This window comes from uncultured Paracoccus sp., from assembly GCF_947487305.1.
Lineage (GTDB): Bacteria > Pseudomonadota > Alphaproteobacteria > Rhodobacterales > Rhodobacteraceae > Paracoccus.
Map to the genome: position 1 here is coordinate 159317 of NZ_CANKWH010000008.1, position 26155 is coordinate 185471.

Sequence of the window (26155 nt, forward strand, 5' to 3'; positions counted from 1 at the left end):
GAAATGCGACAGGCCCCGTGGTGTCCCACGGGGCCTGCACTCCTCCCTCGGACGGGCGTGCCACCTCCCCGTGGCGCGCCCCGAGGTATCTCTATTGGTTGCTGGCGATCAGCTCGGCCTGGCGCACGATGACCTCGGCCTGCTTGATCGAGGCGATATCGACCAGACGGCCCTTGTAGACGGTGGCACCGGCACCGGCCTTCTTGGCGGCGTCCATCGCGGCAAGAATCTCGCGCGCCTCGGTCACGGCCTTTTCCGAGGGCGAGAAGATTTCGTTTGACAAGGCAACCTGGCTGGGATGGATGGCCCATTTGCCGACCATGCCGAGGGTGGCCGAGCGCAGCGCCTGCGCACGGAACCCGTCCTTGTCCGAGAAATCGCCGAAGGGACCATCGACCGGCAGCACGCCATGGGTGCGGCAGGCGGCGACGATCTTGGCCTGGGCCCAGTGCCAGGGATCGGACCAGTATTGCTGGCCCTGGTGATGCATGTAGTAGTTTTCCTGCGTCCCGCCGATGCCGGTGGTGGCCATGCCCATCGAGGCGGCGAAATCGGCGGCGCCAAGACTGATCGCCTGCATCCGCGGCGAGGCGGCGGCGATCTCTTCGACATGGCAGATGCCGGCAGCGGTCTCGATGATCGCCTCGAAGGCGATGGGTTTCTTGCGGCCCTTGGCCTTCTCGACGGCAGTGACCAGCGCATCTACGGCATAGATGTCGCTGGCATTGCCGGCCTTGGGGATCATGATCTGGTCCAGCCGGTCCGAGGCGTTTTCCAGCAGGTCCACAACGTCGCGGTACCAGAAGGGCGTATCCAGCCCGTTGATCCGCACGGACAGCGTCTTGTTGCCCCAGTCCACATCGCCGATCGCCTGGATGATCTGCCGGCGGGCATTGTCCTTGTCGTCGGGGGCGACCGAATCCTCGAGATCGAGGTTGATCACGTCGGCGGCGGATTTGGCCATCTTCTCGAACAGCTCGCTGCGGGAGCCGGGGCCGAACAGCTGGCAGCGGTTCAGACGGGCGGCGGGCAGTGGCTGCGTGCGAAAACTCATGGGCCGATCCTGCAAATGCAACTTATCGCGCAGTTGTTATTGGATTGCTGCGCTTGCATCAAGCCGGTATTGATCAGACTTGCGGATAGCGAAAGTTCCTGGATGGCAGTCACGACCCCGCTCATCATCAACGTTCACCGGCGGCGCTATGCGTTCGGCAGGGCCTTTACTCTGGGCAAGCTGACCCGCACCCATGTCGACGCGATCGAGGTGACGCTGACCCGGGGCGGGCGCACCGGACGCGGCGAATGCGTGCCGAACCCGCGATACGGCGAATCGCCCGACAGCGTGGTCAACCAGATCACCCAACTGCCGCTGGATTTCGACCGCAAGAGCCTGCCTGCCCTGCTGCGCCCCGGACCTGCGCGCAATGCCGTCGATTGCGCGCTGTGGGATCTCGAGGCCAAGCAGAAGGGGGTGCGGGTCTGGCAACTGGCCGGGCTGAACCAGCCGAGGCCGCTGGAAACCGTCGTCACCCTGTCGATCGACGATCCCGTCAAACTGGCCGAGGATGCGCGCAAGTTCCGCAATCACCGGGTGATGAAATTCCGTGCCGCCTCGGCCGAGGATATTCGTCTCATCCCGGTCGTCCGGCAGGCAGCACCGCATGTTAAGATCATTCTCGACGCAGGCGAAAGCTGGACGGTGGATGACTATGTCCGGCTGGCACCGCGCCTCGCGCGCGAGGGGGTGGTGCTGATCGAACAGCCGCTGCCCTCGATCCAGGACCGGGCGCTGGCCGAGATCAAGCACCCGATCCCGATCTGCGCCGATGAAAGCTGCCATGACCTCGGCACCCTGCCTCGGTTGCAGGGGCGCTATGACATGATCAACATCAAGCTTGACAAGACCGGCGGGCTGACCCATGCTCTCGCGCTGCGCGATGCCGCGCATCAGATCGGGATCAAGACCATGATCGGCAGCATGATCTCGTCCTCGCTGGCGATGGCGCCCGCTGTGCTCGCGGCGCAGGATTCCACCTATGTCGATCTCGATGGCCCGCTGCTGCTGGCCGAGGATCGCCCGCACGGGCTGACCTATGACGGCAGCTGGGTGCATCCGCCCAAGGCCGAACTTTGGGGCTGAGGTCGCGCCCCGGCGCTTGACCTTTGCGCTAGCAGACAACAAGAACCTGCAGAACCCATCGGAGGACGCCATGACCCGCACCGTCTATGTCAACGGAGACTACCTGCCGGAAGATCAGGCCAAGGTTTCGGTCTTTGACCGCGGCTTCGTCATGGCGGATGGCGTCTATGAAGTGACCAGTGTGCTCGGCGGCAAGCTGATCGATTTCGGCGGACATCTGGCGCGGCTGAAACGTTCGCTCGAGGCGCTGCAGATGCGCAATCCTCTGTCGGATGACGACTATCTCGCCGCGCATCGGCGGCTGGTGGCCGAGAATGGCGTGACCGATGGCATGGTCTATCTGCAGGTGACGCGCGGCAATCCGGGCGACCGCGATTTCGCCTTCCCGCCCGAGGACACGGTGCCGACCGTGGTCATGTTCACGCAGAACAAGCCCGGCCTTGCGGACAATCCGGCGGCCAAGACCGGCTGGAAGGTCATCACCACCGAGGATCTGCGTTGGGCGCGGCGCGACATCAAGACGGTGCAGCTGCTGTTCCCCAGCCTCGCCAAGATGGAGGCCAAGTCGAAGGGCGCGGACGACGCCTGGCTGGTCGAAGAGGGCAAAGTGACCGAGGGCACATCGAACAACGCCTATATCGTCAAGGGCGGCACGATCATCACCCGCGAATTGTCCAGCGACATCCTGCACGGCATCACCCGCGCCGCCGTGCTGCGCTTTGCCCGCGAGGCGCAGATGAAGGTCGAGGAGCGCAGCTTTACCGTGGCCGAGGCACAGGATGCGGACGAGGCCTTTATTACCTCGGCCTCGGCCTTCGTCATGCCGGTGGTCTCGATCGACGGCGCGGCCATCGGCGACGGCACGGTCGGCCCGGTCGCACGCCGCCTGCGCGAGATTTACCTGGAAGAAAGCGTGAAGGCCGGGGTCTGATCCCTAGCCTACGGCGCGCTCGGCCGCCTTGGCGGCATCCCACAGCGCATCCATCTCGGCCAGGTCGCTGTCCTCGGGGCGGCGGCCATCGGCGGCCAGCGCCGTCTCGATCGAGCGGAAGCGGCGGGTGAATTTCGCATTCGCTCCGCGCAGGGCCTGTTCCGGGTCGATCTTCAGATGCCGGGCAAGGTTTGCCATCACGAACATCAGGTCGCCGAATTCCTCGGTCAGCGCCGCATGGTCCAGCGTGTCGCGCGCCTCGACCAGTTCGGCGGTCTCCTCGTTGATCTTGGCCAGCACATCCCCCGGGCCGGGCCAGTCAAAGCCGACGCGGGCGGCGCGGTTCTGCAGCTTGATCGCGCGGGTCAGCGCCGGCAGGCCAAGCGCCACGCCGTCGAGCACGCCCTTTTCCGCCTTGCCGGCGCGTTCGACCGCCTTGATCGCCTCCCAGTCCTTCACCTGCTGCTCGGCCGACTTGTCACGGGATTCGTCGCCATAGACATGCGGATGCCGGGCAACGAGCTTGTCGCTGATCTGGCGGGCGACATCGGCGAAGTCGAACATGCCCTTCTCGGCGGCCATCTGCGCATGGAACACCACCTGCAGCAGAAGATCGCCCAGCTCGCCCGGAAACTCGTCCCACGCCTCGCGGTCGATGGCATCTGCGACTTCATGCGCCTCTTCAATGGTATAGGGGGCGATGCTGGCGAAATCCTGCTCGATGTCCCAGGGACAGCCGCTGGTCGGGTCGCGAAGATCGGCCATGATGCCGATCAGCCGGTCGATCTGGGCCCGCGCTTCCGCAGTGTCTCGCATTGCATTCTCCCGGCTTTCCTGCGCCAATGTCCGTCCACTGCCACAGCCCGAAAGCCGAGTCTACATGCCCGTCCTGAACCGCATCGCCGAATTCGGCTCCGACATGACCGAATGGCGGCGCCACCTGCACCAGCATCCGGAACTGGGCTTCGACTGCCACGAAACCGCCGCCTTCGTGGCCGAGCGGCTGCGTGAATTCGGCGTGGACGAGATCCATGAGGGGGTCGGGCAAACCGGCGTGGTGGCCATCATCAACGGTCAGGCGGACGGGCCGACGATCGGGCTGCGGGCCGACATGGACGCGCTGCCGATGGCCGAGGAGACCGGGGCAGACTGGGCCTCGACCGTGCCGGGGCGGATGCATGCCTGCGGTCATGACGGGCATACGACCATGCTTCTGGGTGCTGCCCGCTATCTGGCCGAGACGCGGAACTTTGCCGGCCGGGTGGCGCTGATCTTTCAGCCGGCGGAAGAGGATGGCGGCGGCGGTGATGCCATGGTGCGCGACGGCATAATGGAGCGGTTCGGCATTTCCCGCGTCTTCGCGCTGCACAACAATCCGGGTCAGGACGAGGGCAGTTTCCAGACCACGCCGGGGCCGATCATGGCTGCGGTCGACCGTTTCGAAGTTCATATCCGCGGCCGGGGCGGCCATGGCGCCATGCCGCATCTGACCGCCGATCCGGTGGTGGCCGCCGTGGGCATCGTCAACGCCATCCAGACCATTGTCAGCCGCAACCATTACGCGCTGGACGAGCTGGTTGTCTCGGTCACACAGATCCATACCGGCAGCGCCGACAATATCGTGCCCGAAACCGCCTGGATCTGCGGCACCGTCCGCACCTTCGAGCCGCATGTCCGTGAAATGGTCGAGCGCCGCATGGCCGAGATCTGCGCCGGGCAGGGCGCGGCCTATGATGTGACGGCCGAGCTTGACTATCAGCGCGGCTATCCGGCGACGGTGAACGACCCGCGCGAGACCGATTTTGCCGTCGCCGTGGCGCGCGAGGTGTCGGGCGCGAATGGCGTCATCGCCGAGTCGGGTCGTGAGATGGGGGCCGAGGATTTCAGCTACATGCTGGAGAAACGCCCCGGCTGCTATCTGTTCATCGGCCAGGGCGAGGGGCCGGGCGTGCACAACCCGGGCTATGATTTCAACGACGAGATTGCCCCGGTCGGCGCCAGCTTCTTTGCCCGCCTGGTCGAGCGCGGCCAGCCGCTGAAGACGGCAGCGGGTTAGGCTCGTTCCCTCGCCGCCGCGCCGGCCCCCGGACAACCCACGTTTCCGTGTGTGCCGGGTAGCCCGCGATTTCTTGCCAAGCCCCGCCACCGCGGATAGGGTGCGCGCCAATTCCCGCCCGGTCGCCTCTCAAGCGGCCCCGCTGACATGAAGGATAACCGATGTTCGTGACCCCCGCCTATGCCCAGGCCGCCGGATCGGCCGGCGCCGCCGGAGCTTTCGCGCAGTTCATCCCGCTGATCCTGATCTTCGCGATCATGTATTTCCTGATGATCCGCCCGCAGCAAAAGCGCGCCAAGCTGCACCGGGAAATGGTCGCCGCGCTGAAAAAGGGCGATCAGGTCATCACCCAGGGCGGGATCATCGGCAAGGTTTCCACCGTCCGCGACGACGAGGTCGAGGTCGAGGTGGCTACCGGCGTGAAGGTGCGGGTCGTCCGCGCCTCGATCACCCAGGTGCTGAACCCGACGGCGCCCGTCGCCGCCAATAGCTAAGACCAGACAAACTAAGGGGTCACCCCCAAGATGCTTCAGATCGACCGCTGGAAACGCATCCTGATTATCGGGCTTTGCGTGCTCGGGCTGGCCTATGCCATGCCCAACCTGTTCTACAAACGGGTGGAGACCCATAACGACGCCGTCATCGCGGTCGAACGGTCGGGCGGCGCTGCCACGGCCGAGCAAGAGGCGGCAATGGCGCAGTGGCCGAACTGGCTGCCGTCGTCGCTGGTCAATCTGGGGCTGGACCTGCGGGGCGGGGCCCATCTTCTGGCCGAGGTGCAGGTCGATCAGGTCTACAAGGCCCGGATGGACGGCATGTGGCCGGATCTGCGGCAGGCGCTGTCCGACAAGCGCGCCACCATCGGTTCGATTCGCCGGGTGTCCTCGCCCGATGGGACGTTGGCCATCGAGATCGAGAATGCCGACCAGATGCAGGTCGCGGTCGAGGCCGCGCGCAGTCTGTCCGTTCCCGTCACCACGCTGACCGGGGCCGGGCAGGACGATCTGACCGTGACCGCCAGCGGCAAGACCCTGACTGTGCAGCTGTCGGATGCCGAAAAGGCCGTGACCGACGATCGCACCATCCAGCAGAGCCTCGAGATCGTGCGCCGCCGGGTGGACGAGGTCGGAACGCGTGAACCCACCATCATGCGCCAGGGCCAGGACCGCATCCTGATCCAGGTGCCGGGCATCGGTTCGGCCGCCGAGCTGAAGGCGCTGATCGGCACCACCGCCAAGCTGACCTTCAACCCGGTCATTGGCACCGGCACCAATCCGAACGCCAATCCCGGCATCGGCAATGTCATCCTGCCCTCGCAGGAGCAGCCGGGCCTGTTCTACACGCTCGAGGAAACCCCGGTCGTGACCGGCGAGGAGCTGACCAATGCGGTGCCCTCGACCGACCAGAACGGCCAGCCCTCGGTCGATTTCCGCTTCAACCCCTCGGGTGCGCGCAAGTTCGGCGAGTACACCACCGCCAATATCGGCCAGCCCTTCGCTATCGTGCTGGATAACGAGGTGATCTCGGCCCCGGTGATCCGGCAGGCGATCACCGCTGGCTCGGGCCAGATCTCGGGCTCGATGGATTTCGAAAGCGCCAACCGACTGGCGGTTCTGCTGCGCGCCGGCGCGCTGCCGGCGGAGCTGACCTTCCTCGAGGAACGGACCATCGGCCCGGAACTGGGGCAGGACAGCATCGATGCCGGGCGTCTGGCCTCGGTCGTCGCCACCATCGCGGTCATCTTCTACATCGTCGCCAGCTATGGCCTGTTCGGGGTCTTCGCCTCGATCGCCGTGGTGGTGAACGTCATCCTGATCCTTGCGGTCATGTCGATCATGGGGGCGACGCTGACCCTGCCGGGCATTGCCGGGATCGTGCTGACCGTGGGCACCGCCGTCGATGCGAACGTCATCATCTATGAACGCATCCGCGAGGAATTGCGGGCGGGCAAACGGGTGGTTCGCGCCATCGACAACGGCTTCAAGGAGGCGATGTCGGCCATCATCGACGCCAACGTCACCACCTTCATCGCCGCGCTGGTGATGTTCTTCCTCGGTTCCGGCCCGGTCAAGGGCTTCGCCGTGACGCTGACCATCGGCATCGTCACCTCGGTCTTTACGGCCATCTATCTGACCCGGCTGCTGATCGTCCTGTGGATCGATCTGCGCAAGCCGAAAGAACTGGTTCTGTAAGGGGATAAGATCATGGCATTCCGGCTCAAGCTTGTTCCCGACAACACCAACTACAACTTCTTCCGCTGGCAGTGGCTGACCTTCGGCATCTCGGCTCTGGCCATGGCGGCTTCGGTCGTGCTGGTTCTGGTGATGGGGCTGAACTTCGGCGTCGACTTCAAGGGCGGCACCACCATCCGCACCGAAAGCCCGACCGCCTTCGAGGTCGGCGAATACCGCGAGGTGCTGGACGGGCTGGATCTTGGCGATGTCTCGATCACCGAGGTCTTCGACCCGACCTTCGGCGCCGACAAGCATGTGGCAATGATCCGAATTGGTGCCACCAACGAGACCGGTTCGGTCACGCCCGAGGAGTTGACCCGGATCGAGGACGCGCTGCGTGCCGTCGACCCGCAGGTGACGTTCCCGGCGGTCGAATCGATCGGTCCCAAGGTTTCGGCCGAGTTGATCTGGACCGCCGTGCAGGCGGTGGGCGCGGCGACCATCGGCATCCTCTTCTATATCTGGATCCGCTTCGAATGGCAGTTCGCCATCGGCGCCGTGGTGGCACTGGTCCATGATGTGCTCTTGACCGTGGGCGTCTTTGCACTGTTCCAGTTCAAGTTCGACCTCAGCACCATCGCCGCGCTGCTGACGATCCTTGGCTATTCGGTCAACGACACTGTCGTGGTCTTCGACCGATTGCGCGAAAATCTGATCAAGTTCAAATCCATGCCGCTGATCGACGTGATGAACCTGACGGTGAACGAAACCCTGTCGCGGACCATCATGACCGCCGTGACCACCGCAATCGCGCTGACCGCGCTGCTGATCCTTGGAGGCGACGTGATCCGGGGCTTTGTCTTCGCCATGCTCTGGGGCGTCTTCGTCGGCTGCTATTCGACGATCTACGTGGCCAAGAACATCGTGCTGTGGATCGGGGTCAAGCGCGACTGGTCGAAAAAGGACCCGAAGGACGACCCGTCCTCGCCCTTCAAGGGCGCCGAGCAACCCTGATGGCGATCGAGCCCACCGATTTCGCCGGGGCCGTGCCGGTTGACGGCTACGGCCCCGGTTTTTTCCGGGTTGCCGAGAAGATCCACCACGGCCGGGTTCTGGTGCGTCAGGGCGGCGCGCAAGGCTGGGGCGGTCTCGAGGATCGCGCGGCGCTGCTGGCACTGGCCGGGCAGGTAGATGTGCTGTTCATCGGCATGGGCGCCGAGATCGCGCGCCCGCCTGCCGACCTTGTGGCGGAGCTCGAATCGCTCGGCGTGATGGTCGAGGCGATGGCCTCGCCCACTGCCGCCCGCACCTATAACGTCACGCTTTCCGAGGGCCGCCGGGTCGCCTGCGCGCTGCTGCCGGTATGAGCCTCGTCGCGGTGCGCGATCTTGCCGTCGCGCGCGGCGGGATGCGGGCCGTCGAGGGCGTTTCCTTCAGTTTGGACAGGGGCGAGGCGCTGATCCTGCGCGGGCCGAACGGCGTCGGCAAGACCACGCTGTTGCGCACGGTTGCGGGATTGCAGCCGCCGGTCGCGGGCGAGGTGGTGGTCGGCGATGACAGCGTTGCCTATGCCGCCCATGCCGACGGGCTGAAATCGGCGCTGAGCGTGACCGAGAACCTGCGCTTCTGGGCGCGGGTCTTTGGCCGGACCGATATCGATGCGGCCATCGCCGCGATGAACCTTGGCGGGCTGTTGGAGCGCCCGGCGGCGAGCCTCTCGGCCGGGCAGAAGCGGCGGCTTGGTCTCGCCCGGCTTCTGGTCACGGGCCGGCCGGTCTGGGTGCTGGACGAGCCGACGGTGTCGCTCGACGCCGATTCGGTCGGCCTTTTTGCCGCCGTGCTGCGGGCGCATCTGGCCGGGGGCGGGGCGGCGCTGATGGCCACGCATATCGATCTGGGGCTGGGTGAGGCGCGGGTTCTGGACCTGACGCCCTATCGCGCCAAGCCCGGCAAGGCCGAGACGCCCGCCGGCTTCAACGAGGCCTTCGCGTGATCGCGCTGCTGCTACGCGACCTGACCCTTGCCACCCGCGCGGGCGGCGGCTTCGGGCTGGGACTGGCCTTTTTCCTGATCCTCTGCACGCTGGTTCCGTTCGGCGTCGGCCCGCAAGGTGGCACGCTGGCGCTGATCGCGCCGGGGATCCTGTGGGTCGGTGCGCTGCTGGCCTGCCTTCTGTCGCTGGACCGGATCTTTGCCCTCGACCACGAGGATGGCAGCCTCGACCTGCTGGCGACCGCGCCCATCCCGCTGGAGGGCGTCGTCGCGATCAAGGCCGCCGCGCATTGGCTGACCACCGGCCTGCCGCTGGTCGTGGCCGCGCCGCTGTTCGGGTTGCTGCTGCATCTTCCGGCGACCGCAACCCCGTGGCTGGTGCTGTCGATGCTGATCGGAACCCCGGCGCTGTCGATGCTGGGGGCCTTCGGTGCGGCGATCACCGTGGGGCTGCGCCGGGGCGGGCTACTTTTGTCGCTCTTGGTTCTGCCGCTCTACATCCCCACGCTGATCTTCGGGGCCGAAGTGATCCGCCGGGGCGCCGAGGGTGGCAGTACGGTCACGCCGCTGGCCTTTCTGGCCGGGATCACGGCGGCGGTGCTGGCGCTGATGCCATTTGCTGCAGCGGCCGCGCTGCGGGTCAATCTACGGTGAGCGGGGCTTGAGCCGCGCCCCAGCCGCCGCTAGGGAAAAGACATGTCGATCTGGGAATACGCCAACCCCGTCAAGTTCATGCGCACCTCGGGCGCGATCCTGCCCTGGGCTGTGGCGGGCGCTGCCCTCTGCACCGTCGGCGGGCTGGTCTGGGGATTCCTGACGCCCGAGGATTACAAGCAGGGATCGACGGTGAAGATCGTCTTCATCCATGTCCCCGCCGCAATGATGGCGATCAATATTTGGGTGATGATGCTGGTTGCCAGCCTGACCTGGCTGATCCGCCGCCATCATGTCTCGGCGCTGGCAGCCAAGGCTGCCGCACCAGTTGGAGCGGTGATGACGCTGATCGCGCTGGCCACCGGGGCGATCTGGGGCCAGCCGATGTGGGGGACATGGTGGGAATGGGATCCGCGCCTGACCTCGTTCCTGATCCTCTTCCTTTTCTACGTTGGCTATATCGCGCTCTGGTCCGCGGTCGAGGACCCTGACAGCGCCGCCGACCTGACCGGCTGGCTGTGCCTTGTCGGTTCGGTCTTTGCGCTGCTCTCGCGCTATGCGGTGCTGTTCTGGAATCAGGGGTTGCATCAGGGGGCCTCGCTGTCGGTGGCCGAGGGCGAACGGATGAGCGCGGTCTATCGCTATCCGCTTTACCTCTCGATGCTGGGCTTCTTCCTTCTGTTCCTCGCGCTGCTGCTGATCCGCACGCGAACCGAGATTCGCCGCCGCCGTCTGGCGGCCCTGCAGGCGCGGGAGGCGCGGGCATGATCGAATTGGGAAAGTATGCCGGCACGGTGCTGGCCGCCTATGGCGTGTCGCTGGCGCTGCTGCTGGGCGTGATCTGGCAGAGCGTTGCGGCCAATGCCCGCGCCCGCCGCGCATTGGAGGCGCAGGAAAAGAATGGCTAAGATTTCTCCCCTGATGATCGCGCCGCCGGTGATCTTCGCGGCGCTGGCGGGCATGTTCCTTTGGGGCATGGGCCGCGAGAATCCCGAACAGCTGCCTTCGAGCTTCATCGGTCGCGAGGCCCCGGCGCTGCCCGTGACCACGCTGCCCGGCAAGACCCAGCTGACCGACGAGATGCTGCGCCAGCCGGGGGTGAAGCTGGTGAATTTCTGGGCCAGCTGGTGCCCACCCTGCCGGGCCGAGCATCCGACCCTGACCGAGTTGTCGAAGACCATCCCGGTCTATGGTGTCGATCTGAAGGACCCCGAGCCGCAGGCAGTGCGCTTTCTGGACGAGTATGGCGATCCCTTTCACGCCATCGCCACCGATCCGAACGGTCGCGGCGCCATCGACTGGGGCGTGACCGCGCCGCCCGAGACCTTCATCCTCGATGGCGAGGGCAAGGTGCTTTACCGCTTTGCCGGTCCGCTGGTGCGCGAGGATTACACCAACCGCTTCCTGCCCGAGCTTCGGAAGGCACAGGCTGCCGAATAGGGGGCTGCCGCCCCGCCGGCGGTGCCGGCCCCCCGCGGATATTTCAGCGAGCGAGAAGCCGGGTTGCCACTTCGGGTTGTGACCGCCAGACTGCCTCTGTTCAGTCAAGGGGGAGGTAAGCGATGAAGACCGGGTTTTCTCTGGTGATGGCAGTGCTGCTGGCCGGGACGGCGGGCGCGCAGGAGGCAGCGGATGCGGTCGCGCCGGAAGCGGCGACCGAGGCCGCGACGGTGGATGCCTTTTCGGGTCTCAGCCAGCCCGCCAAGGATGCGATGGCGGCCAAGGAGGCCGGTCAGCCGGTGGTCGCAGCGAACTGGATGGTCACGGCGGCGCATCCGCTGGCGGTCGAGGCCGGGGCCAAGGTGCTGGAGGCCGGCGGAAGCGCCGCCGATGCCATGGTCGCGGTGCAGACCGTTCTGGGGCTGGTCGAGCCGCAAAGCTCGGGTCTGGGCGGCGGGGCGTTTCTGGTCTGGTATGATGCGTCGAGCGGCGAGATGACGACGCTCGACGCGCGCGAGATGGCGCCGGCGGCGGCGACGCCGACGCTGTTTCAGGATGAGAATGGCGAGCCGCTGGAATTCATGGCTGCCGTTGTCGGTGGCCGCTCGGTCGGGGTGCCGGGCACCCCGGCATTGCTCGAGGAGGCGCATCGGCGCTGGGGCAAGGCGAATTGGGCGAGCCTTTTCGCCGATGGCATCCGTCTGGGGGAAGAGGGCTTTGCCGTCTCGCCGCGTCTGGCGGAACTGGTCGCGGGCGAGGGCGAGGCGCTGCAATCGGATCCGGTGACGACCGATTATTTCTTCCCCGGCGGCACGGCGGTCGCGGCGGGTGATCTGCTGAAGAATCCCGATTATGCCGAGACCCTGCGGGTGCTGGCGCGCGAGGGGGCGGATGGCTTCTATGGCGGCGCGCTTGCCGACCGCATCGTCGCGGCCGTGCGCGGGCATGAAAGCAATCCCGGTCTGATGACCGTGAACGACCTTGGTCGCTATCGCGTGGTCGAGCGCGAGCCGGTCTGTGTGGTATATCGCGCGCATGACGTCTGCGGCATGGGGCCGCCCTCCTCGGGCGGGCTGACCGTGGGGCAGATATTGGGGATGCTCGGCGGCCATGATCTGGCGGCCTTGGGGCATGAGAACCCGGAAAGCTGGCGGCTGATCGGCGATGCCTCGCGCTTAGCCTTTGCCGACCGGGGCCGCTACATGGCCGATGCCGATTTCGTGCCGATGCCGACCGAAGGTCTGATCGCGCCGGACTATCTGGCCGAGCGGGGCGGTTTGCTGAAGGGCGATGACAGCCTGCCCGAGGTCAGCGCCGGTTCGCCGGGATGGAGCCACGCCATGCTCTGGGGGCAGGATTCCGCCCTCGAACTGCCCTCGACCTCGCATATCTCGATCGTCGATGCGGAAGGCAATGCGCTGTCCATGACCACCACCATCGAGAACGGTTTCGGGTCGCGGGTGATGGCGGGCGGGTTCCTGTTGAACAACGAACTGACCGATTTCAGTTTCGAGACCCATGACGAGGCCGGCTATCCCATCGCCAATGTGGTCGAGCCGGGCAAGCGGCCGCGTTCGTCCATGGCGCCCAGCATCGTGATGAAGGACGGCAAGCCGGTGCTGGTCATCGGCTCGCCCGGTGGCAGCCGCATCATCGGCTATGTCGCGCAGGCGATCATCGGCCATCTGGACTGGGGGCTGGACGTACAGCAGGCGGTGGGCCTGCCGCATCTGGTGAACCGTTTTGGCCCCATGGATGTCGAGGCCGGCACCGCGGCGGTCGAGCTGTCGCAGGCGCTGACCGATCTCGGCTTCGAGGTGAACGAGACCGAGCTGAATTCGGGCCTGCAGGGTATCGCCATCACGCCCGAGGGGCTGGAAGGCGGGGCCGATCCGCGGCGCGAGGGGATCGCGCTGGGGGGCTGAGGCGGATTGCGGCTGGTGATGATCTCGGGCTGTTCGGGTGGCGGCAAGTCGAGCCTGCTCTCTGAACTGGCACGGCGCGGATACGCCACCATTACCGAGCCGGGCCGCCGGGTGGTCGAGGCCGAACTGGCCGGCGACGGGGCGAATCTGCCCTGGGTCGATCTGGCCGGTTTCGGCCGCGAAGCCCTGCGGCTGGCAGTGGCCGATCACCGGGCGGTGCAACACGCGCGCGGTCCGGTCTTCTTCGATCGCGGCATTGTCGATGCCACGCTGGCCCTGCAATCGGTCGGGCAGGGGGCCGAGGCGACCCGGCTGGCGCGGCAGCTGCGCTATGACGCGCGGGTCTTTCTGACCCCACCCTGGCCCGCGATCCATGTCCGCGACCACGCGCGGCGACACGGGTTTCGGGCAGCGGTGGATGAGTATCGGCGGCTGCGGCAGGGCTATCCGAGGCTGGGCTATCGGGTGGCGCTGCTGCCGAGAATCGGGATCAGGGCGCGCGCTGACTGGTTGCTGGCGCGGCTCTAGCAGGAAGCTTTCTGGGAGGAACAGGGAATGAAACGACGGGACTTTCTGACGACCGGCGCCGTAGGGGGCGTTGCGACGACGCTGGCCAGCCCGGCCATCGCGCAGAGCAATCCGGTGCTGCAATGGCGGCTGCAATCCAGCTATCCGAAGTCGCTCGACACGATCTATGGCGCGGCCGAGGTTTTCGCCCGTGCGGTGAACGAGGCCTCCGACGGGAATTTCCGCATCCAGGTCTTTGCGGCTGGCGAGATCGTGCCGCCGCTGGCCATCGTCGAAGGGGTGCAGAGCGGCACGGTCGAGATGGGCCAGACCGGCTCCTATTTCTATATCGGGCTCGACCCGGCCTTTGCCTTTGGCACCAGCCTGCCCTTTGGCCCGAACACCCGGTTCCAGCAAGCCTGGTTCAACGAGGCGGGCGGGAATGCTCTCTTCAACGAGTTTCTGGCCGGCTATAACATCCATCACCTGCCGCTTGGCGGGACCGGGGCGCAGATGGGCGGCTGGTTTCGCAAGGAGATCAACACGCTGGCCGATCTGAAGGGGTTGAAGATGCGGATCGGCGGGCTGTCGGGGATGATCCTGCAGCGGCTGGGTCTGGTCCCCAGCCAGATCGCGGCGGGGGATGTCTATCCCTCGCTCGAACGCGGCACCATCGACGCGGCGGAATTCGTCGGCCCCTATGATGACGAGAAACTGGGCCTGTCGAAGATCGCGCCCTATTACTATTACCCCGGTTTCTGGGAAGGCGCGGCGACGCTGAGCCTGTTCATCGGGCTGGAGAAGTGGACCGAACTGCCCGAACGCTATCGCAGCATCCTGACCATGGCGGCAGGCTATGCCGGGGCGCTGCAACTGGCGAAATACGACGCGCAGAATGCCGAGGCGCTGCGGCGGCTGGTGGCGGGCGGGGCGAAATTACGGGTTTTTCCGGGCGATGTGCTGCAGGCGAGCTATGACGCGGCGCATGAGTTCTATGCCGAGACCTCGGCGAAAAGTGCCTCGTTCAAGACGCTCTATGACCACCAGATGAAGTTCCGCGATGACACGCTGCCGTGGTTGCAGATCTCGGAATATGCCTATGACACGCTCTTGTTGCAGGCGTCGCAGGGGGCGAAGTAGGGCGAAGGCGCGACGGATCGCGTTGATGGGTCAGGGCTGTTGCGCAACGGCCGGAGTCCGGTTTCCGGGACGGGTCGGAAAACTTCAGCAAATGCTGTGCTCCCCGCTGCACAGCGCGTGCACTGGGGAGGCACGGCATGTACACAGGCTGTACACCGCTTTCGGACTGCGGGTTAAGAAAGGGTTGGGGAAAGGTCGCGGTAGAAAGCCTCGGCCCGCCTGGCGGCCATATGTTCAGGAGACATGACATGGCCGCTTTGAGTCCGCTGTGACAATCGTTGCGATTTTTGCAGGCGGAAGCGACCCTCGGAAATCGCATCCTCTACCGTGCCTTGGCTTCTGGCGCGGCGCGGCGATGGAGTGGCGTTGCCCCGCAGCCGCTTTGATTGCACCGTCACGGATTTCAGGATGTTTTCTTCGAAACTTCTGTTCTTGAATGGTTATCAAGTGAAATTTTTAATTTGAACCTTATGGCTTGAGGCGATCTTGGAGAAATGAATTGAAGGATATTAAGAAGGACTCATGGGCCGAAATCCTAATCGAGACCTATCGATCGCTAGGTGGCGAAGCACACTGGGATGACGTGTACCGTATTGCAGAAAAAATCCGTAGACAGAGAGGCTTGGATTGGACCGAAAAGTCGCCAGCAACAATCCGTGATCGTGTACAGCGCAACTCTTCTGACTCGGCAAGCGTTAAACGCAAGAATGCTCCAAACGCACCTGACCTGTTCTACGCTGTGGCCGGTGGCAACAAGGGAATCTGGGGGCTGAGAGGTGATTACGACATTGCGGCACCCGACTCGCGCGGAAACACAATAGGAAAACTATATGAGTGGGGATTAGAAGGTATTGCGAAGGAGAGGAATTACCTCCGACGCCTCAGAAATCAGTCGATCGTACAAAGTCGAAAGAAAAAGGATAACTTTCAGTGCCAAACTTGTGGGTTCCGACACGAGTTACCAGATGGAAACTTCGTAATTGATGTCCACCACTTAACTCCTCTCGGGAGCAGCGATGGGCTTCGAGTTACTTCGATCGATGATTTAGTCTGCCTTTGCCCCAACTGCCATCGAATTGCACATTCAAGGCAGGAATGGCCACTTTCACTAGAAGAAATTCGCAAGAGCTTAAATCAGAGGTGATGGAAGCCTGGATGCATTTCGTGTGTCTGAGAGACATCGCCGCCAGTTACGAGCGGTCGATAGCCATTTTAGCTCCTCAGGTGAACGACAGCTTTGCCCCGTATTGCTGACCCACCGGATAGCGCTGACCACGCACAAACGAAAACCCCCGGCGCGAGCCGGGGGTTTTCTGTCTTGCAGGGCTGCAATTACGCCGCAGCCAGATTCCGCAGCACGTAGTGCAGCACGCCGCCGTTCTTCAGGTATTCGATCTCGACCTCGGTATCGACACGGGCCTTGAGCTTGATGACCTTCTCGCTGCCATCGGCATATTTGATCGTGGCATCGACCAGCGACAGCGGTTTGAAGTCGCCTTCCAGCCCGTCGATCGAGATGATCTCGTCGCCGGTCAGCTTCAGCGACTTGCGGTTGTCGCCGCCTGTGAACTCGAAGGGAATGACGCCCATGCCGACGAGGTTCGAGCGGTGGATACGCTCGAAGCTTTCGGCGATGACCGCCTTTACGCCCAGGAGGTTGGTGCCCTTGGCCGCCCAGTCACGCGACGAACCGGCGCCGTATTCGACCCCGCCGATGACAACCAGCGGCGTGCCTTGGTCCTCATAGGCCATGGCAGCGTCATAGATCGCGGCCTGCTGCCCGTCCGGTCCCTTCGAATAGCCGCCTTCGACCCCGTCCAGCATCTCGTTCTTGATGCGGATATTGGCGAAGGTGCCGCGCATCATCACCTCGTGGTTGCCGCGACGCGACCCGTAGGAGTTGAATTCGCGCGGGGCCACCTGACGCTCGGTCAGGTATTTCCCGGCCGGGCTGTCGGCCTTGAACGAGCCGGCAGGGCTGATGTGGTCGGTGGTGATCATGTCGCCCAGAAGCGCGAGGATGCGCGCGCCGGTGACATTGCTGATCGTGCCCGGTTCCTTCGCCATGCCCTGGAAATAGGGCGGGTTCTGGATGTAGGTCGAGGCCGCCGGCCAGTCATAGGTCTCGCTATCGGTGACTTCCACCGCCTGCCAGCGCTCGTCGCCCTTGAACACGTCGGCATATTTCGACTGGAACATCTCGCGGGTGACGATGCTGTCGACCAGATCGGCAACCTCTTTCGAGGTCGGCCAGATGTCCTTCAGATAGACCGGCTTGCCGTCCTTGTCGAAGGCCAGCGGTTCGCTCGAAAGATCGATGTTCATGTCGCCGGCGATGGCATAGGCGACGACCAGCGGGGGCGAGGCCAGGTAGTTGGCGCGCACGTCGGGCGAGATGCGGCCCTCGAAGTTGCGGTTGCCCGAGAGGACCGAGACCGCGACCAGATCATTGTCATTGATCGATTTCGAGATCTCGGGCTGCAAGGGACCCGAGTTCCCGATGCAGGTGGTGCAGCCGAAGCCGACGAGGTTGAAGCCGAGCGCGTCCAGATCCTCCTGCAGGTTCGCGGCCTTCAGGTATTCCTCGACAACCTGCGAGCCGGGGGCCAGCGAGGTTTTCACCCAGGGACGGCGGGTCAGGCCAAGGGCACGGGCCTTGCGGGCCACGAGGCCGGCGGCCATCAGCACATAGGGGTTCGAGGTGTTGGTGCAGCTGGTGATCGAGGCGATCACGACCGAGCCGTCATGCAGCTGGTAATCCTCGCCCTCGACGGTGCCGGACTTGTAGCCCTCGTGATGGCCGGGCAGGTCGGTCGGTGCGGGTGCGCCGCCATCCTGCGCCCAGGCCTTGCCGACGGATTCCGGCGCCGGGACCTTGCGGGTGTCGCAGATGTATTTCTGGAACTCGAAGGCCGAGGCGGTCAGCGGAACGTGATCCTGCGGGCGTTTCGGGCCCGAGATGGCCGGGACGACATCGCCCTGATCCAGCTCCAGCGTCGAGCTGTAGACCGGCGCATAGTCGGCGCCGCGCCAGAAGCCGTTCTCCTTGGCATAGGCCTCGACCAGCGCGATGCGATCCTCGTCGCGGCCGGTCTGGCGCAGGTAGCGCAGGGTCTCGTTGTCGACCGGGAAGAAGCCGCAGGTGGCGCCATATTCCGGGGCCATGTTGGCAATGGTCGCGCGGTCGGCCAGCGGCATGTTGTCGAGACCTTCGCCATAGAATTCGACGAACTTGCCCACCACGCCATGCTTGCGCAGCATCTGCACGACCTTCAGCACCAGGTCGGTGGCGGTCACGCCCTCACGCAGCGCGCCGGTGATCTTGAAGCCGACGACCTCGGGGATCAGCATCGAGATCGGCTGGCCCAGCATCGCCGCCTCGGCCTCGATCCCGCCGACGCCCCAGCCCAGAACCGCCAGGCCGTTGACCATGGTGGTGTGGCTGTCAGTGCCGACCAGGGTGTCCGGATAGGCGACGGTCGCGCCGGTCTGGTCGCTGTCGGTCCAGACGGTCTGGGCCAGATATTCCAGGTTCACCTGATGGCAGATGCCGGTGCCGGGCGGCACCACGCGGAAGTTGTTGAAGGCGTTCTGACCCCATTTCAGGAAGGTGTAACGCTCCATGTTGCGCTCGTATTCGCGCTCGACGTTGAACTGGAAGGCGCGGGGCGTGCCGAACTCGTCGATCATCACCGAGTGGTCGATAACCAGATCCACCGGGTTCAGCGGGTTGATCTTCTGGGCGTCACCGCCAAGCGCCTTGATGCCATCGCGCATCGCGGCAAGGTCGACCACGGCCGGAACGCCGGTGAAGTCCTGCATCAGCACGCGGGCCGGGCGATAGGCGATCTCGCGCGGGTTCTGGCCGCCCTTTTCCGCCCATTCGGCAAAGGCCTTGATGTCATCGGTGCTGACCGTGCGGCCGCCATCCTCGAAACGCAGCATGTTTTCCAGAACGACCTTCAGCGAAGCCGGCAGTTTGGAAAAATCACCCAGTCCAGCCTCGGTGGCGGCGGGGATCGAGTAATAGGCGACCTCCTGGCCGCCGACCTTCAGCGTGCGGCGGGTCTTGGCGGTGTCGGTTCCGGTAACGATAGGCATGGGGGCCTCCCTGTCTGCGAATGGATGGGTGTGGCGTCGAATTCAAGTTGCTCTGTGCATGAAGCGCAGGCGAGGCGCAAGGCTTTGGCCGGCTTCGGTATGCGATTGTATACTGACATTGACGATGTTGCGCAAGGGGCACTATGCCAGCAGGCACGGCAAGTTAACACAGGGGTGATTTGGCCTTTGCCGCCGGCCGGGCCTATGCAGACTGAGAGAAGAGCCGCAAGAATCGCCCTGATGCCCCTGAACGATCGACCCAACTTCCGCCTTCATGGCCTTGCCGCGGCGACCCTGACTGCCGGTTTGCTGCTGCTGTCGGCGCTGCCGTTGGCGGCGCAACAGGACGGATCGATGGGTGCGATCGACGCGTCGCAGGGGATGGAGGCTGAATTTGCCGCTGACGGCGAGATGCCGGGGACAGATGGTTTTGCCCCTGAATCCGGCTCTGACCTTGGCGCCGAGACCGGCCCGCTGACCGATCCCTATGCCGATGCGCCGGTGATCGAGGCGCCCGAGGCCAGCGACTTCAACAGCTTTGCCGGCAGCGAGATGTCGGCCCCTGTGATCGGGCTGTCGGACATGCCGGGCGCGCCGGTGGTGGTCGAGCTTTTCACCTCGCAGGGCTGCAACTCCTGCCCGCCCGCCGATGCGATGCTGGCCGAGTTGGCCGATGACCCGGATATCCTGCCGCTGTCCTATCATGTCGATTACTGGGACTATCTGGGCTGGACCGACAAGTTCGCCAGCCCCGAATTCACCCGCCGGCAAAAGAACTATGCCCGCAGCGTCGGTGAGCGCGCGGTCTACACCCCGCAACTGATCGTGGGTGGTCAGGATACCGCGCCGTCGATGCAGCCAGCCGATCTGATGGGCATGATCGACGCGCAACGCGCCGCGCCGGCCCTGGTCAATGTGGTCGAGCGGGACGTCGATGGCCGCAAGGTGGTCGAGTTGACGCCGCTGTCCGATCTCGGCGGTGTGGTGGCGGTGCTGCTGGTGCGCTTTGCGCCGCGCCGAACGGTCGAGATCACCGGCGGCGAGAACAACGGCCGGTCGATCACCTATGCCAATGTCGTGCTCGACGTCGACCGGCTGGCCAACTGGAACGGTCGCGCGCCCCTGCGCCTGACCATCGGCGCGGCGACGGCGAGCGGCGAGGATTTCCCGCCCGATACCCGCCACGCCATCCTGATCCAGCGCATGTCCGGTGCCAAGGCGCAGATGCCCGGCCCGATCCTGACCGCGCTGCGGTTGGACTGATCCCCGCGCCGGCACAGTGCTGACTTGCAGTTTCTGCAAGCTGCTGCCATCACCCGGGCATGACCGACTGGATCCTCAGCATTTCCGGGACGCCCGAAGGGGCGCGCGTCGCCTCGCTGATGGCGATCTGGGCGGCCTTCCTCCACGCGGTCTTCGGTGCGCTTCAGAAGGGGCGGCATGATCCATGGGTCAGCCGCGCGGCGATCGATGCCTGTTACGGGCTGATCGCGCTGCCCGTCGTGCTGCTCGTTGTGCCTTTCCCTCAGCCGCATCTGTGGCCGATCCTCGGCGGCGCGATGGCGATCCATATCCTCTACAAGCTGGCCCAGGCCTCGACCTACCAACGCGGCGCCTATACCGTCGTCTATCCGGTGGTGCGCGGCACCGCGCCGCTGATCACCATCATCGCCGCCGGGCTGTTCTTTCACGAGCGTTACAATCTGGCGCAATGGTCGGGCGTCCTTCTGCTGGTCAGCGGCATCCTTGGCCTGGCGCTCTACAATTGGCGCAAGCTGACCGTCGGGCGCGAGACGCTGCTGCCGGCACTTGGCTGGGCGCTGATCACCGGCGTCATGGTCGCGGCCTATACCACCTATGACGCCTGGGGCATCCGACAGGCCGCCGATCCCTTTACCTTCCTCTTCTGGTTCTTCCTGCTCGATTCGCTGTTCATGCCGCTGATCACCTGGCGGCGGGTTGCGCTGCTGCCTGCGGCGGAATTGCCGGGCCTTGCCGCGCGCGGGCTGATCGGCGCGCTTGTGGCCTTTTGCAGCTTCGGCGCCATCATGCTGGCCACCCGCATCGACGAGGTCGGCCGCGCCGCCGTACTTCGTGAAACCTCGACGGTGTTCGCGGCCCTTGTCGGCTGGATCATCCTGGGCGAAAAGGTGGGGCCGCGACGTGCGGGCCTGATGGCGATGATCGCCGCCGGGGCGCTGATCGTGGAATATGCCGCTTGAGGGGCGAGAGGTGATGGACGCGAAGCAGACGGGCAAATGGAAGGCGGCGCTGGAATATGGCCCGCTGGTGGTGTTTTTCGTGGCCTTCCTGCTGCTGCGGGACAAGACCGTGCAGCTCTTCGGGCAGGATTATTCGGGCTTCATCGTCGCCACGCTGATCTTCATTCCGGCACTGGTCCTGTCGACGCTGGGACTGTGGCGGCTGACCGGGAAACTGTCGCCGATGCAGGTGGCGACGCTGGTTCTGGTCCTCGTCTTCGGCGGGCTGTCGGTCTGGCTGAACGATCCGCGCTTCTTCAAGATGAAGCCGACGATCATCTATCTCCTCTTCGCCGGCATCCTTGGCTATGCGCTGTGGCGGCGCAAGAACTGGCTGGAAGCCGTGCTGTCCGAGGCGCTGCCGATGCGGCCCGAGGGCTGGCGCAAGCTGACCGCGCGGATGGCGCTGGCTTTTCTGGGCCTCGCCATTGCCAACGAGGTGGTCTGGCGGACCATGTCCGAGACCAGCTGGGTCTATTTCAAGACCTTCGGCCTGCCGCTTTTGCTGTTCATCTTCCTGATGGGCAATGCCGGCCTGTTCAAGGAGTACGGAATTGAACGGAAGGACTGAGCTGGCCGAGGGCGTGATCCGTCTGCCCCAAAGCGGCCAGAAGCTGGCCGTCTACCTGATCAACATGGACGGGGCAGTCGACCGGCTGGCGGCGATGCGGGCCAAGCTGGAGCAAGTGGGCATCGGCTTCCAGCGCATCCCCGGCGTGAACGGCAAGGCCATCGAGTTCCCGATCCCGGAATTCAGCGAATGGTCCTATCGCTATCTGCATGGCCGCCGCCGCACGCCCACCGAGGTCGGCTGCTACCTGAGCCATATCGACTGCACCCGGGCCTTTCTGGACAGCGATGCCGATCTGGCGCTGATCCTCGAGGATGACGCCTCGTTCCAGCCCGAATTCCTCGACACGCTGGACCGGGCGGCGGCGCAGCGGCAAGAGTGGAACCTGCTGCGCCTGACCACGGTCAGCAAGGGGCGCAAATATCCCGTCCGCGATCTGGGCAACGGTCACAGCATCGCCATCGCGCTGACCCGCGAGAAGGGGTCAGGCGCCTATGTCATCGACCGGGCGGCGGCGCGCTGGTTCGTCCAGAAGCTGGTGCCGATGCGGCTGGCCTGGGACATCGCCTATGACCTGGAATATTTCGCCGGGCTCAAAGCCAGCTTCATCGAGCCGCCGGTGGCCAGCCAGATCTCGGACGAGGAATCGCAGGTGCAGCGGGGTCTGAGCATCTACAAGCTGCCGCGCTGGCGCTATTTCACCGTGCTGCCCTATCGCTTCTGGCTGGAGCTGAACCGGGTGATCTGGCGCGGCGGACGGTTGCTCAGGGCCAAGCTGTTCGATCGCGCCGCCGCAGGGACGGCAGGGCGCGACGCGCGGGAAAACCCGCCGCAGGAAGGCTAACAGGGTCTCAGGCGCGCAAGCTACCGAGCGTGGACGGCGGGGCCAGCAGCCGCGACCAGCGCGGCTCGACCTGCGCGGGCAGTTGCCGGCGCAGAAGGTTCAGTGGCAGTGCCCAGGGCTGGCACAGCGCGGTGCGGTAGAAGTCGAAGACACCGGCCCGCAGATATGGCGTCCAGTGCGACAGGCGGCGCGGGCGGCCATCCATCGGAAAGCCAAGTGCCGACAGCATCGCCAGCGTGTCCCGGTCATCGATCTGGATGTCGATCCAGTTCGGTCGCGGGTCTTCCAGTCCAAAGCCGAGCGCCTGCCGCCGGTGGCCCGAGACGAACAGCTCCAGCCCGAAATCAAACAGGTCGTTCTCGCGCGAGGTGATGTTCAGCACCTCGGCCCGCTGGCCTGCCGGGCTATCCAGCGCCGCGGCGGCGGCACAGCGGAATTCGGCACCGGCCAGCAGCAACAGCCGATTGACCGCGCCCGGCTGGACATGCCGCAGGGCCTGCAGCATCACCCGCGCGCCAAGCGAATGGCCGATCAGCGCCACTGGACGGTTCGCGTCCTCGGCCAGCCGGTCGATCAGCCGTGCCAGAGATCGGCCAGCCTGCTCGGCCCTGCAATAGGCGCCGCGCAATGTGCCGCGTGCTTCCCAGCCAAATCCGACGGCCAGACCCTCGCCGGCGCGCCTGCCTTGGAAGCCGAGGGCGCGGGGCCAGGACAGGACTTGTCCCGCCGTGCTTTCGGGGTCCAGCGCCAGGATGTGGCGGTGGGGGTCATGTCCCGGATGATGGGGAGAGAAGCGATAGCCGTGCACCATGACGACGACTGGCGCATCAGCGGCCAGCGTCGTCGCCGGATCGCGGAACTGGCCGGTCGAAACCGGCGCGTCGGAGTTGACATGCAGCACAGCCATGAATCGGTCATCCGTTTACCAGTCACGAGGTTTCCATGCCTTCATCATGCGACAGTGGCGTGAATGCGGCGTTAAAGCTGCGTGAAGCCAACGCGCGCAACGGCTGCGAATACACCTCAACTGCAGGCGGTTAGGCGATGGTGCGGAAATGGTGTCGCGCCGGCGCAATCGCGGCTAACCTGCCCGGGACAGACCGGTACGGGAGGAACGGGATGGCTTTCAAATCCGATATCGAGATCGCGCGGGCGGCGAAGAAACTGCCGATCCAGCAGATCGGCGAAAGGCTGGGGATCGGCGCCGATGACCTGGTGCCCCATGGCCATGACAAGGCCAAGGTCAGCCAGCGCTTCATCGAATCGATCCAGGATCGCCCGAATGGCAAGCTGATCCTTGTCACCGCGATCAACCCGACGCCCGCGGGCGAGGGCAAGACCACGACCACTGTGGGCCTTGGCGACGGGCTCAATGCCATCGGCAAGAAGGCGGCGATCTGCATCCGCGAGGCTTCGCTGGGTCCGAATTTCGGCATGAAGGGGGGCGCGGCCGGCGGCGGCTATGCCCAGATCGTGCCGATGGAGGACATGAACCTGCATTTCACCGGCGATTTCCACGCCATCACCAGCGCCCATTCGCTGCTGTCGGCGATGATCGACAACCATATCTACTGGGGCAACGAGCTGGCGATCGACATGCGCCGCGTGGTCTGGCGCCGGGTGGTGGACATGAACGACCGGGCGCTGCGGCAGATCACCGCCGCGCTGGGGGGCGTGGCCAACGGTTTCCCGCGCGAGACCGGCTATGACATCACCGTCGCGTCCGAGGTGATGGCGATCCTCTGCCTCTCGCGCGACCTGAAGGACCTCGAGAAGCGGTTGGGCGACATGATCGTCGCCTATCGCCGCGATCACAGCCCGGTCTATTGCCGCGACCTGAAGGCCGAGGGGGCGATGACGGTCCTGTTGAAGGACGCCATGCAGCCCAATCTGGTGCAGACGCTGGAGCATAACCCGGCCTTCGTCCATGGCGGCCCCTTCGCCAATATCGCCCATGGCTGCAACTCGGTCATCGCCACCACCACGGCGCTGAAACTGGCCGATTACGTCGTGACCGAGGCCGGCTTCGGCGCCGATCTGGGGGCCGAGAAATTCATGAACATCAAATGCCGCAAGGCCGGGCTGAAGCCGGATTGCGTGGTGCTGGTGGCGACCGTGCGTGCGATGAAGATGAATGGCGGCGTCGCCAAGGCCGATCTCGGCCCCGAGAACGTCGCGGCGGTCAAGAAGGGCTGCGCCAACCTGGGGCGGCATATCGAGAACCTGCACGGTTTCGGCGTGCCGGTGGTGGTGGCGATCAACCATTTCAGCGGCGATACCGAGGCCGAGATCGAGGCGGTGCAAAGCTATGTCTCGGGCCGGGGCGCCGAGGCGATCGTCAGCCGGCACTGGGAACAGGGCGGCAAGGGCGCGGTCAACCTGGCGATGCGCGTGGCCGAGATCGCCGATAGCGGACGGTCGCAATTCGCGCCGCTCTATGAGGACGAGATGCCGCTGTTCGAGAAGATCCGCACCATCGCCACGCGCATCTATCGCGCCGACGAGGTGCTGGCCGACAAGCGCATCCGCGACCAGCTGCACGCCTGGGAGGATCAGGGCTATGGCCATCTGCCGGTCTGCATGGCCAAGACCCAGTACAGCTTCTCGACCGATCCGAACCTGCGCGGCGCGCCGACCGGCCATTCCGTCCCGGTACGCGAGGTGCGGCTGTCGGCAGGGGCGGGCTTCGTGGTGGTGATCTGCGGCGAGATCATGACCATGCCGGGCCTGCCGCGCCACCCCTCGGCCGAGTCGATCCGGCTGAACGAGGCGGGGCAGATCGAAGGGTTGTTCTGACCGCCGCTGACGCGGAAGTGACAATGCATTTCCGCACAGAACCTGTGTGGCCCTGTGCGTTTAACGCGGGGCCGCCAGACCCCTAATCCACTCCTATGCGAAGGGACCAGGCACCGAGGAAAGGTCGCCGTCCCCCCGCCAGAAACAGGAGATGTGATATGTTCACGAAATCGATCCTTACCGCCGCCGCCCTTGCCGTGGCGCTTCCCTTTGCCGCCAATGCCAATGACGGGCAGGCGATGCAGGCCGCGACCCTGAACGTGGACGCCTCGGCCTTCACCACTAACGAGCTGGCCCAGATCGCTGCCGAGCGTGGCGACCAGAACAAGGCCGACCGCGCCGACCGGATTCTGGCGCAAAAAGCCGAAGTCCCCGGCGTCACCAATGCCGGTCGCGACATGCAGGCCGCGATCCTGAACCTCGACCCGGCCAACTTCACCACCAATGAACTGGCCCGGATCGACGCCGAGACCAGCGACCAGGCCAAGGTCGAGCGCATCGAGAAAATCCTCGACGAGAAATCGGGTGCGACCGTCTCGACTTCGGGGGTCAAATCCTTGACCGTCGAATATGTCCACCATGGTCGTGACGACGCCTGAGCCGCAGGCCTCTGACGGACAAGC

The 26155-nt window shown here is 65.0% G+C and carries 26 protein-coding genes; 22 read left to right on the forward strand and 4 right to left on the reverse strand.

Annotated features, from left to right (window positions below; all coding sequences use genetic code 11):
• Positions 1–91: 91 nt before the first annotated feature.
• Complete coding sequence (locus tag Q1A36_RS11910) at positions 92–1054, reverse strand: L-malyl-CoA/beta-methylmalyl-CoA lyase (protein ID WP_299844029.1); 963 nt, start codon at positions 1052–1054, stop codon at positions 92–94.
• A gap of 102 nt (positions 1055–1156) precedes the next feature.
• On the opposite strand from Q1A36_RS11910, the gene dgcA reads away from it, so the two are divergent.
• Both dgcA and Q1A36_RS11920 read left to right on the forward strand, forming a co-directional pair.
• Positions 1157–2140, forward strand: a complete 984-nt coding sequence (gene dgcA, locus Q1A36_RS11915; RefSeq protein ID WP_299844032.1) for an N-acetyl-D-Glu racemase DgcA — start codon at positions 1157–1159, stop codon at positions 2138–2140.
• Between the two features lie 70 nt (positions 2141–2210).
• Positions 2211–3071 carry a D-amino-acid transaminase gene (locus Q1A36_RS11920; RefSeq protein ID WP_299844035.1) on the forward strand — a complete coding sequence of 287 codons (861 nt, stop codon included), beginning with the start codon at positions 2211–2213 and terminating at the stop codon, positions 3069–3071.
• A gap of 3 nt (positions 3072–3074) precedes the next feature.
• On the opposite strand, the gene mazG is transcribed toward Q1A36_RS11920, so the two are convergent.
• Positions 3075–3887 carry a nucleoside triphosphate pyrophosphohydrolase gene (mazG, locus tag Q1A36_RS11925; RefSeq protein WP_299844038.1) on the reverse strand — a complete coding sequence of 271 codons (813 nt, stop codon included), beginning with the start codon at positions 3885–3887 and terminating at the stop codon, positions 3075–3077.
• Between the two features lie 64 nt (positions 3888–3951).
• Between mazG and Q1A36_RS11930 the strand changes: the two genes are divergently transcribed.
• The 14 genes from Q1A36_RS11930 (at position 3952) to Q1A36_RS21470 (ending at position 16103) form a co-directional block, all read left to right on the forward strand.
• Complete coding sequence (locus Q1A36_RS11930) at positions 3952–5127, forward strand: M20 aminoacylase family protein (protein ID WP_299844041.1); 1176 nt, start codon at positions 3952–3954, stop codon at positions 5125–5127.
• A 161-nt stretch (positions 5128–5288) separates the two neighbouring features.
• The gene (gene yajC, locus Q1A36_RS11935) at positions 5289–5621 is read left to right on the forward strand and encodes a preprotein translocase subunit YajC (protein WP_101753435.1); all 333 of its coding nucleotides are present in this window, start codon (positions 5289–5291) and stop codon (positions 5619–5621) included.
• Positions 5622–5651: 30 nt separating this feature from the next.
• The gene (gene secD / locus Q1A36_RS11940) at positions 5652–7319 is read left to right on the forward strand and encodes a protein translocase subunit SecD (RefSeq protein ID WP_299844046.1); all 1668 of its coding nucleotides are present in this window, start codon (positions 5652–5654) and stop codon (positions 7317–7319) included.
• Between the two features lie 12 nt (positions 7320–7331).
• Positions 7332–8315 carry a protein translocase subunit SecF gene (secF, locus tag Q1A36_RS11945; protein WP_299844049.1) on the forward strand — a complete coding sequence of 328 codons (984 nt, stop codon included), beginning with the start codon at positions 7332–7334 and terminating at the stop codon, positions 8313–8315.
• A complete protein-coding gene (locus Q1A36_RS11950; RefSeq protein WP_299844052.1) occupies positions 8315–8668 on the forward strand; it encodes an Mth938-like domain-containing protein in 354 nt (117 codons plus the stop codon). The genes secF and Q1A36_RS11950 overlap by 1 nt, the downstream gene beginning before the upstream one ends.
• Positions 8665–9294 (forward strand): heme ABC exporter ATP-binding protein CcmA, encoded by a 630-nt coding sequence (ccmA, locus tag Q1A36_RS11955; protein ID WP_299844055.1) that lies wholly within the window; start codon positions 8665–8667, stop codon positions 9292–9294. The genes Q1A36_RS11950 and ccmA overlap by 4 nt, the downstream gene beginning before the upstream one ends.
• Positions 9291–9947: a heme exporter protein CcmB gene (gene ccmB / locus Q1A36_RS11960; protein WP_299844059.1), complete on the forward strand. Its 657-nt coding sequence runs from the start codon at positions 9291–9293 to the stop codon at positions 9945–9947. Before ccmA ends, ccmB begins: the two co-directional genes overlap by 4 nt.
• Positions 9948–9989: 42 nt before the next feature.
• On the forward strand, positions 9990–10715 hold the full coding sequence (ccmC, locus tag Q1A36_RS11965) for a heme ABC transporter permease CcmC (protein WP_299844062.1): 726 nt from the start codon (positions 9990–9992) through the stop codon (positions 10713–10715).
• A complete protein-coding gene (gene ccmD / locus Q1A36_RS11970) occupies positions 10712–10855 on the forward strand; it encodes a heme exporter protein CcmD (protein WP_299844065.1) in 144 nt (47 codons plus the stop codon). The genes ccmC and ccmD overlap by 4 nt, the downstream gene beginning before the upstream one ends.
• Entirely contained in the window at positions 10848–11387 is a 540-nt protein-coding gene (locus Q1A36_RS11975; protein ID WP_299844068.1) for a DsbE family thiol:disulfide interchange protein, read from the forward strand. The genes ccmD and Q1A36_RS11975 overlap by 8 nt, the downstream gene beginning before the upstream one ends.
• A gap of 122 nt (positions 11388–11509) precedes the next feature.
• The gene (gene ggt, locus Q1A36_RS11980) at positions 11510–13312 is read left to right on the forward strand and encodes a gamma-glutamyltransferase (protein WP_299844070.1); all 1803 of its coding nucleotides are present in this window, start codon (positions 11510–11512) and stop codon (positions 13310–13312) included.
• A gap of 15 nt (positions 13313–13327) precedes the next feature.
• Positions 13328–13840, forward strand: a complete 513-nt coding sequence (locus Q1A36_RS11985; RefSeq protein WP_299844201.1) for an AAA family ATPase — start codon at positions 13328–13330, stop codon at positions 13838–13840.
• A 27-nt stretch (positions 13841–13867) separates the two neighbouring features.
• On the forward strand, positions 13868–14959 hold the full coding sequence (locus tag Q1A36_RS11990) for a TRAP transporter substrate-binding protein (protein ID WP_299844073.1): 1092 nt from the start codon (positions 13868–13870) through the stop codon (positions 14957–14959).
• Positions 14960–15698: 739 nt separating this feature from the next.
• Entirely contained in the window at positions 15699–16103 is a 405-nt protein-coding gene (locus Q1A36_RS21470) for an HNH endonuclease (protein WP_366141570.1), read from the forward strand.
• 188 nt (positions 16104–16291) lie between these two features.
• Here Q1A36_RS21470 and acnA read toward each other — a convergent pair whose 3' ends face one another.
• Complete coding sequence (gene acnA / locus Q1A36_RS11995) at positions 16292–19060, reverse strand: aconitate hydratase AcnA (protein ID WP_299844076.1); 2769 nt, start codon at positions 19058–19060, stop codon at positions 16292–16294.
• Positions 19061–19300: 240 nt separating this feature from the next.
• Between acnA and Q1A36_RS12000 the strand changes: the two genes are divergently transcribed.
• Genes Q1A36_RS12000 through Q1A36_RS12015 form a run of 4 tightly spaced genes read left to right on the forward strand, consistent with a single transcriptional unit; the run spans position 19301 to position 22736 of the window.
• A complete protein-coding gene (locus Q1A36_RS12000) occupies positions 19301–20323 on the forward strand; it encodes a thioredoxin family protein (RefSeq protein WP_299844079.1) in 1023 nt (340 codons plus the stop codon).
• A 59-nt stretch (positions 20324–20382) separates the two neighbouring features.
• Entirely contained in the window at positions 20383–21282 is a 900-nt protein-coding gene (locus Q1A36_RS12005) for a DMT family transporter (RefSeq protein WP_299844082.1), read from the forward strand.
• 13 nt (positions 21283–21295) lie between these two features.
• Positions 21296–21892, forward strand: a complete 597-nt coding sequence (locus tag Q1A36_RS12010) for an inner membrane-spanning protein YciB (RefSeq protein ID WP_299844085.1) — start codon at positions 21296–21298, stop codon at positions 21890–21892.
• Positions 21876–22736, forward strand: coding sequence for a glycosyltransferase family 25 protein (locus Q1A36_RS12015; protein WP_299844088.1), 861 nt, complete (start codon positions 21876–21878; stop codon positions 22734–22736). Before Q1A36_RS12010 ends, Q1A36_RS12015 begins: the two co-directional genes overlap by 17 nt.
• A 7-nt stretch (positions 22737–22743) precedes the next feature.
• On the opposite strand, the gene Q1A36_RS12020 is transcribed toward Q1A36_RS12015, so the two are convergent.
• A complete protein-coding gene (locus Q1A36_RS12020) occupies positions 22744–23643 on the reverse strand; it encodes a DUF726 domain-containing protein (RefSeq protein ID WP_299844091.1) in 900 nt (299 codons plus the stop codon).
• A gap of 212 nt (positions 23644–23855) precedes the next feature.
• On the opposite strand from Q1A36_RS12020, the gene Q1A36_RS12025 reads away from it, so the two are divergent.
• Positions 23856–25532 (forward strand): formate--tetrahydrofolate ligase, encoded by a 1677-nt coding sequence (locus tag Q1A36_RS12025; RefSeq protein WP_299844094.1) that lies wholly within the window; start codon positions 23856–23858, stop codon positions 25530–25532.
• A gap of 158 nt (positions 25533–25690) precedes the next feature.
• Positions 25691–26131, forward strand: a complete 441-nt coding sequence (locus Q1A36_RS12030) for a hypothetical protein (RefSeq protein ID WP_299844097.1) — start codon at positions 25691–25693, stop codon at positions 26129–26131.
• The last annotated feature ends 24 nt before the right edge of the window (positions 26132–26155 follow it).